The sequence below is a fragment of the Pseudomonadota bacterium genome (genome assembly GCA_030860485.1).
GTDB lineage: Bacteria > Pseudomonadota > Gammaproteobacteria > JACCXJ01 > JACCXJ01 > JACCXJ01.
Window position 1 is genome coordinate 1 of record JALZID010000114.1, and the last position, 7999, is coordinate 7999.

Annotated in this window: 8 protein-coding genes and 1 pseudogene; 4 read left to right on the forward strand and 5 right to left on the reverse strand. The window is 61.7% G+C overall.

The window, feature by feature from the left end; all coding sequences use genetic code 11:
- Positions 1 to 70: 70 nt before the first annotated feature.
- The 5 genes from M3461_06685 to M3461_06705 form a co-directional block, all read right to left on the reverse strand.
- On the reverse strand, positions 71 to 790 hold the full coding sequence (locus M3461_06685) for a protein phosphatase CheZ (GenBank protein ID MDQ3774062.1): 720 nt from the start codon (positions 788 to 790) through the stop codon (positions 71 to 73).
- 225 nt (positions 791 to 1015) lie between these two features.
- Positions 1016 to 1516 carry a collagen-like protein gene (locus M3461_06690; protein MDQ3774063.1) on the reverse strand — a complete coding sequence of 167 codons (501 nt, stop codon included), beginning with the start codon at positions 1514 to 1516 and terminating at the stop codon, positions 1016 to 1018.
- A 99-nt stretch (positions 1517 to 1615) separates the two neighbouring features.
- The gene (locus M3461_06695; protein MDQ3774064.1) at positions 1616 to 2002 is read right to left on the reverse strand and encodes a response regulator; all 387 of its coding nucleotides are present in this window, start codon (positions 2000 to 2002) and stop codon (positions 1616 to 1618) included.
- 203 nt (positions 2003 to 2205) lie between these two features.
- Entirely contained in the window at positions 2206 to 2946 is a 741-nt protein-coding gene (locus M3461_06700; protein ID MDQ3774065.1) for an RNA polymerase sigma factor FliA, read from the reverse strand.
- Positions 2946 to 3818, reverse strand: a complete 873-nt coding sequence (locus M3461_06705) for a MinD/ParA family protein (GenBank protein ID MDQ3774066.1) — start codon at positions 3816 to 3818, stop codon at positions 2946 to 2948. Before M3461_06705 ends, M3461_06700 begins: the two co-directional genes overlap by 1 nt.
- Before the next feature lie 473 nt (positions 3819 to 4291).
- Between M3461_06705 and M3461_06710 the strand changes: the two genes are divergently transcribed.
- The 4 genes and pseudogenes from M3461_06710 to M3461_06725 all read left to right on the forward strand — a co-directional run bounded on the left by M3461_06710 (position 4292) and on the right by M3461_06725 (position 7879).
- Positions 4292 to 4669, forward strand: coding sequence for a response regulator (locus M3461_06710; protein ID MDQ3774067.1), 378 nt, complete (start codon positions 4292 to 4294; stop codon positions 4667 to 4669).
- A gap of 285 nt (positions 4670 to 4954) precedes the next feature.
- Positions 4955 to 6996, forward strand: a pseudogene (locus M3461_06715) (chemotaxis protein CheA).
- Positions 6997 to 7006: 10 nt separating this feature from the next.
- On the forward strand, positions 7007 to 7570 hold the full coding sequence (locus M3461_06720; protein ID MDQ3774068.1) for a chemotaxis protein CheW: 564 nt from the start codon (positions 7007 to 7009) through the stop codon (positions 7568 to 7570).
- 126 nt (positions 7571 to 7696) lie between these two features.
- Complete coding sequence (locus tag M3461_06725; GenBank protein ID MDQ3774069.1) at positions 7697 to 7879, forward strand: hypothetical protein; 183 nt, start codon at positions 7697 to 7699, stop codon at positions 7877 to 7879.
- Positions 7880 to 7999: the final 120 nt, after the last annotated feature.

Below are 7999 nucleotides of genomic sequence, written 5' to 3' on the forward strand. Positions count from 1 at the left end.
CCTTATAGGCGGCGGCGACCCTAATGGCAAGAGATTAGGGCGGCCGCTCTACAGGGTCAAGCGGCGCTAGCTAGCGCCCCAGGGCTGCGAGCAGCTCGTCTACTTCTCCCTGGCTGGTCAAGACGCGAGGCCGCGCTGCAGGCTGCTCGTCCGACCGTTCCGGCTCGGCCTCGTGCCCATGCGGACGGGTTTGCTTTGCGATGCCGCCGGACAACGATGCCATGGTGGCGAGCTTCGCCTCCACTTCCTGGAGCAGCTGCACGACGCGCTGTATCACCTGGCCGGTCAGGTCCTGGTAGTCCTGGGCGACGAGGATCTCGCATAGGCCGTCGTGTAAGGCCCGGGAGTCTCTCCGGAGCTGGCCGACCACCTCGATGACGCGATCCCGCAAGGCGCCGAGGTTGGTCGAATCGAGGCCCTCCCATTCGATTCGCGACCAATCTTCGATCAACTTCTCGGCGCCCGCGGAAATCCGTTCCGCCATCGGCAGTAGCGTCTCGACCGAGCTGATCGTGCGGTGCGCGGCCCGTTCCGTCTTGGCGATGATATAGTGGAGCCGGTCCCTGACATCGGGAATCTCGTGCAGGGTCAGTCCGGCGACCTCGACATCCCCTTCGAGATCGCAGAGCGCCTTCCGCAACTCCTCGGTCATGGTCGCGATCTGCGAGCAGACGCTCGATTCGAGACGATGTGCCAGCGCGTTCACGATGCGATCGGCTTGGCCTCGCTCGCCGGTCTCCAAGGCCTTCACGAGGTCTCTCGCCAGCGTCAGTTGGTCTTGGCCTTCCAACTCGGTTCTCCCACTCAGGTCTAGAGGATTACTTGGTACGGTAATATGCGAACCGCGCTATTACGCCTTCTTTTGTGTTCAGACTCATACACTCTTTGTGGTATTTGTCGAAATACCGCGAACCGTTTAAGGCGAACCACCAGTTATTTGGTTCATGATGTTGTTAGTGTGAAAAACGCTGGTGAGAGGCGTCGCCACCGTGACTGTCAGATTGATGGAGCCTAGCTAGTAGAGGCTTAGAAAGAACCCACCGGGGACTGCATTGCCGGCAGCGTCGAAAACGACCACGAAACTCTCGCATCCAGCAGTGCTCGATACGCCGAACTGAGCCGTCTCGTTGCTTTGCACCCCAAAGAAGTCCACGGATACCTGGCCGCCTTTCACAAGCGGCAAGCCTGTGAAGCAGATGGAGAAGGCAGCAGGCACAGCGGGAGAATCCAGAACGACGTTGGCCTGAGTGACACCAACGGAGCGTGATGCATCCACAGTCCCGTCAGCGCGCACACGGACATAGCGTTGAGCGGCTGCTAGGCCGGCTGGACCTTGCGCCCCGGCTGGACCTTGAGCACCGGCCGGACCTTGCGGACCTTGAGCACCGGTTGCGCCGATGAGTGCAGGAGCTCTCTTGGTGATTTCCTGATTCGCAATCTTCCGGACGGTCTTCTTAGAAAGCTCCGCCATTGCCGAGCCAGACGCCAAGGCCAACGCTACACCGGTAGCGCTCATAACAGCTTTGATCCTTGAAAGTGGCTTCATCATAGATCTCTAGATTGAGCTAAGAAATAGACTGAGTGCATTTAGATGCGCATGCGCCGGCGGCGCGGCTCAGGCCGCGATCCGTTGGAGGATCGATTCCATCCTGTCTTTCAGCGTCTCTGCCGTGAACGGTTTCACGATATAACCGCTGACGCCGAGCTGGGCGCTTTCCAGGATCTGATCGCGCTTGCCTTCGGCGGTCACCATCAAGACCGGCATGGCCTTGGTTGCGGGCTCGGCGCGTACCGCCTTCAAGAGCTCCAGGCCCGTCATCGCCGGCATGTTGCAGTCGGTGATCATGAAATCGAACGGCTGGGCCTTGAGCAGGTCGAGCGCCGCGTTGCCGTCACCGGCCTCGTGTACGTCGGTATATCCCAAGTCGCCGAGGAACGCCCGAATGATGCGGCGCATCGTCGAGAAATCATCCACCACCAGGATCCTGATAGTCTTGCTCATCTCAACTCTCCAATCACCGGCGCTTACCCGCCTATACCACGCACGGTCACGAATCGCCCTTTTTTGATCCCCTCACCCCAACCCTCTCCCGGAGGGAGAGGGAGAAAAGACAGTGCCTCTCCCGGAGGGAGAGGGGTCGTTGGGCGCCCTCTTCCGGAAGGAGAGGGGATCTAAGGAGGCGATTTATGGCCGTGGCCAGTATATCAATCGTCGTCGGTCCAATCCGCCATTCTGGCTCGGAGCCGGATCATGGCCTGTGAATGTATCTGGCATACCCGCGATTCGCTGACGCCCAATACCTCTCCGACCTCCCGCAGGTTGAGCTCGTCGTCGTAGTAGAGCGCGATCACCAAACGTTCGCGTTCCGGGAGGCTCGCGATCGCCTTTCCCAGCGCCTCCTGGAAATCTTGATTCGCCGCGTATTCATGAGGTGCCGGGATCCTCTGCGTGAAGCCTTCCGAGACGGCCTCGACCCGGCTGGGGACGTCCTCGAAGCTGAATACCTTGTGGGCGCTCGTGTCCTGGAGGATTTGGAAATACTCTTCGAGCGAGATCCCCATGCGCTCCGCCACCTCCGTATCGCGGGCATCGCGGCCGTGCTCGGCCTCGATGTCGTGGACCGCCTTGGCCAGCGCCCGGGTCCTTCTGTGCAGGGATCGCGGGGCCCAGTCTCCCTTGCGGATCTCATCCAACATGGCGCCGCGGATCCGGATCCCGGCATAGGTCTCGAAGCTCGCGCCCTGCGTGGCATCGTAATTACGCGCAGCCTCCAAGAGCCCGATCATCCCCGCCTGCACGAGGTCGTCCACCTGAACGCTCGGCGGCAAGCGGCTGATGAGGTGATGGGCGATGCGTTTAACGAGCGGCGAATATTGTGACACCAGCCCCGGACCGTCTTCACGGTCGGGGGCTTGCGACTTTCTCTCCAGAGCGCTGCTGTCCATCATGACTGCGGCCATAGTTGCGACCTCGGATCCGTTACACCCGACCTTGCTATGCGTTCGACGAAGAATTCCAACCCCCCGCTGAGATACGTCGGGGCAGGCCATCGCTCGATGTCCAGGGCGAGTTGCTTGAAGGCAGCCGCAACGGGGCTACCGGGATACCGGTGGCAATGGGCGCCGGCAGCCGCCGCCGGGTGCTGAAGGCGGGCATCATAGGGGATCGTTCCGATGGGCTCGATCGTGACGTCCGTAAGCCGGTCGGTCATCATCATAAGCTCATGGAACAGATCGGCGCCGTCTTGCGGGTGCCGGCACCTATTGGCCAGGAGCCGGAATCGCGACCGGCCGAAGTCGTGGTTCAGAATGCGCATGGTGGCATAGGCGTCCGTGATGGAGGCCGGGTGATTCGTGACGACCAGGATGATCTCCTGCGCGGCGCTGCAAAACGTCGCGACCGTATCCGACATGCCGGGGCCGGTATCGATCACAAGAACGTCGGTTACGTCCGACAGCCCGCTGAAGGCATAGACCAGGCCGGCATGCTCCGCCTTGCTCAGCATCGTCATGCGACGCAACCCCGAGGCGGCCGGAACGAGATTGATCCCGCCTGGACCGGTCACGACCACGTCTTTCAGGCCGCATAAACCGTCCAGCACATGGGAAAGATTGAGGACGGGCTTGAGCCCCAACATCACATCGACGTTGGCGAGGCCCAGATCGGCGTCCATGAGCGTGACACCCTTCCCGAGCGAGGCGATCGCGGTAGACAGGTTGATGGCCACGGTGGTTTTACCTACGCCGCCCTTACCGCTCGTCACGGCGATCACCCGTATCGGGCGTGCTGCATCGGGCGGCCGGTCGCCAGCCGGTATCCTGGCGGGAGCCGACCGCGCGGGTTCCAAAGGGTATGATTCCGTCATTATTCGGTTCCGTCATCGGCCCACCTACCGCCATCGCGGCAGAAGCGACCGGTCCAAGTTGACCAGAGCTCTGTGCCCATCCCCTCCGTCGCGCGAGCGAAATGTTGTCTGTAGGAACGCGCTGGCCAACTAAGGGCAATTGCAGTACCACAATCGGTAAGTGTCGGACTATGAGCGGCTTACATACCATTCCGGGCTCCGTAGTCGGATCCTTGACATGTGCGGTGCCTTGTCGTGGAGGATCCCGGGAACTGGGCCGTGTGGAACCGGCACGGGCCGGTCTCATCGCTGTCGTCCGACTCGAACGCATTGTTTGCACTGTCCGCGCCACACTCGGCAGCACGTGCGTAATGCCTGCGCAATCGGTGACGCTAGCCTCGCCCGTAAGGACACAGCGCCTTGCTCGCCTTCCTATGTCATGAGCAATGAGCACAAACGATGGCAACGATATACTGACCGTCGATGATTCCGCATCCATTCGGCAGATGGTCTCCTTCACCCTGAGAGGCGCCGGTTACGAGGTCCTCGAGGCGGTAGATGGAGAAGACGCCCTGAACAAAGCCAGGGTGGGCCCGGTGAACCTGGTGCTCACCGACCTGTATATGCCCAAGATGGACGGCATCACCCTGATCCGAGAGCTTCGAAAACTCCCTACCTATCGATTCGTTCCGATGCTGACCTTGACCACGGAATCGTCTCCGGAACGCAAGGCGGAGGGCAAGGCGGTCGGCGCCACCGGCTGGCTGGTAAAACCCTTCCATCCCGATCGGCTGCTCGCCACCATCGAGAAAGTGCTGGGATGAGCCCCGCTGCGGCGCCCGGGTGTCGAGCCCCGGCCGCGCGGATCCCCCTTTACAAGAAGCAGCAGAGGTTTCGGCCGACTGCACTCGGCAGCGCCGGGTGGTCGGCTGCGGGTTCGTGATGCGAGCGGGCCTATCGGGTAATGAGCTTGTCGATCTCCGCGAGGAGCCCATCGGACCAGATGCGCTGGTTTTTGTCGAGCGCGAGCGGAGTGACCCCTCATGTCGATTGACCTCTCCCAGTTCCATCAGACGTTCTTCGAAGAGAGCCTCGAAGGCCTGGAGACCATGGAGACCGGCCTCCTGAGCCTGTTCCCCGGTGAGGTGGAGACGGAGGCCGTCAATACGCTGTTCCGCGTGGCGCATTCCATCAAGGGCGGCAGCGCGATGTTCGGGTTTTCGGCGATCGCGAGCCTGACCCATGCGATGGAGACGCTCTTGGACCATGTTCGGGCCGGCAGGGCCGGGATCGATCGACTGCTCGTGGACGCACTGCTCGCGGCCGTCGATTGCCTGAGAGAGACGGTGCTGGCCATGAAAGACGGTGGCGGCCACGACGACCGGCATATCGCCGCCTCGGAGGCCCAGTTGCAAAGCCTGCTCCCCGGTCATTCGAGGATCGAGATTCTCCAAGCACCGGTGCGCAAATCCATTGATGAACCCGAGGGCAAAGACGCTGCAATCGGCGCGATCTGGCGCATCGGCTTCCGTCCCTTTCCACACCTGTTCAAGACCGGAAACGACCCGTTACGACTGTTTCGCGCGCTGGCGGGCGCCGGCAAGCTGGCGGTCTCGGCAGACATCTCCCGTCTGCCCGCCTTCGGCGATCTGGACCCGGAATCCTGTTATCTCGGCTGGGACCTCACCTTGGACAGCGATGTCGGGGGCGAGGCGATCGGCGAGGTCTTCGAGTGGGTCGAGGGCGACTGCGATCTGGTCATCACCCCCGCGTCCGGGGGCCCGATACCGTTGCCGGAACCAGTGCTGCCGGAGGTGCCCGAGGCCGATCACTACAAGCCGGTCTTCGATGATCCACATCCCGCAGGCAACGCGCACGGCGAGCCGCCCCGCACCGGTTTCGAACGGCGGCAGCCCCAGAACCCATTGCAGCAATCGCCCGGCGCCGAGCAGAGCTCGATCCGCGTGAGCATCCAGAAGATGGATGCCCTGATCAATCTGGTCGGCGAGCTGGTTATCACCCAATCGATGCTGAGCCAATGCGGACAGGAGCTATCGTCACAGAGGGCTGATAACTCCATTGGCGGCCGGCTGCGCGACGGTCTGGCACAGCTCGCACGCAACACACGCGAGTTGCAGGAAGGCGTGCTCGGCATCCGGATGGTCCCGATCAGCTTCTCTTTCAATCGATTTCCGCGCCTGGTGCGAGACCTCGGCCACAAGCTCTGCAAGAACGTCGAGCTCAGGGTGTCGGGTGAGAACACCGAGCTCGACAAGACCGTGATGGAGAAGATCGGCGATCCCCTGGTCCATTTGATCCGCAACGCCCTGGACCATGGGATCGAGACGCCGGAAGAGCGCAGGGCCGCCGGTAAACCGGAGACCGGCGTATTGCACCTCAACGCCTACCACTCCGGAGGCAGGATCCTCATCGAGATCGCCGACGACGGGGCCGGCACCGATTCCAGGAAGATCCTGGCCCGGGCGCGCGCGCGCGGGCTCATCGCGGAGGGCGATTCCCTGCCTGAGGACCGCACCACCGCCGCCGAGGTGACGGAACTCTCCGCCGCGGGGTCGGGCTGGACGTGGTCCGGCGAAATATCAAGGACCTCGGGGGGGGTAGTGGAGGTGCGTTCCAGGGTCGGTCAGGGCTCCTCTTTCCTCATCAAGCTGCCGCTGACGCTCGCGATCCTGGATGGTCAGCTCATTCGCGTGGGCGCACACGTCTATGTGATCCCGTTGGTGTCCATCATCGAATCGCTTCAAGTCAGAAAGGATCGAGTCAGCTCCATGGCGGGCACCGCCGAGCTATATCACCTGCGGAATGAATATCTTCCCATTGTCCGGCTGTATGAGGTCCTGAACGTGGTTCCCGACAACCGGCGGCTCGACGCCGGCCTTCTGGTGGTCGTCGAGGGCGACGGACAGAAGGCCGGATCCATGTGGACGACCTGCTGGCCCAGCAGCAGGTGGTCATCAAGAGTCTGGAGACCAATTATCGGCGCGTTACCGGGATATCGGGGGCGACTATCCTGGCCGACGGTACCGTGGCCCTTATCCTGGATATCCAGGGTCTCGTCGCCATGTCGCGTGGGCGCTCTCCACCCCTGCGCTCAGCGTCTCTTCCGTACGAACACCGCATCGCAGCTTGAGGGCCGCACCATGAGCACGAGACCCGCGAACGATTTCGGCGCCCTGGACCTCACCGCCGGTCTTGGCTCCGATCAGTATCTGACGTTCATCCTGGCGGGGGAGGAGTATGGCGTGAACATCCTGCGGGTACAGGAGATCAAGGGTTGGAACGGGGTGACCGAGATCCCCAATGCCCCGGACTACATACAAGGCGTCGTCAACCTGCGCGGCACCATCGTACCCATCGTGGATCTGCGCAGATGCTTCGGGATAAAGACGGTGGATTACGACAAGACCACCGTGGTCATCATGCTCAAGGTCACGGGACAGGGTGGAGAGCGAACCATGGGCTTCGTCGTGGACGCGGTTTCTGACGTATATGACGTGAGCGCGGAAGAGCGACGGCCGGCGCCCGATTTCGGCAGTGCCGCCCAGGCGGGGTTCGTGACCGGGCTTGCGACCGTCGCCTACAAGATGCTCATCTTGCTCGATATCGATCGGCTGGTCGAAACCCGCATGGGCCCCATTGATGATACTCGGGGCGACATAGCTCAGGAGGTCCCGTCCGACCAGGTTCCGCAGGGGAATATCTGACAATGGGGAATATCTGAAAGGCGGATACTCGGCAATCGAGATACCGACATCGAAGGAGAGTCATTATGAACCTACTGGCCAGATTGAGGTTCTCGCTGAAGCTCGTGCTCGTGGGCATCGTGCTGGGTGCCCGCGTTGTTTCTGATCGCCGTGGTCCTCGGCCAGCACAGCCGCGACCGGGCCATCGCCGAACAAGAGGAAAAAGGCGTAAGGTATCTGGAGCCGGTGCGAGGGCTCCTGCAACACCTGGCCGAGCATCGCGGGATGGTCAATACGGTGCTCATGGGCAACACGGGGTTTACCCCTTAAGGATCCCCTCATTTTTAACATTATTCGGCAATGTTCGATGCACGTTGTGTCGGGGTCATGCTGTGCTTGACGTTTTGGGTGGATGAGATCAATATCCCCTTTTTATGGGGGAGGACAACG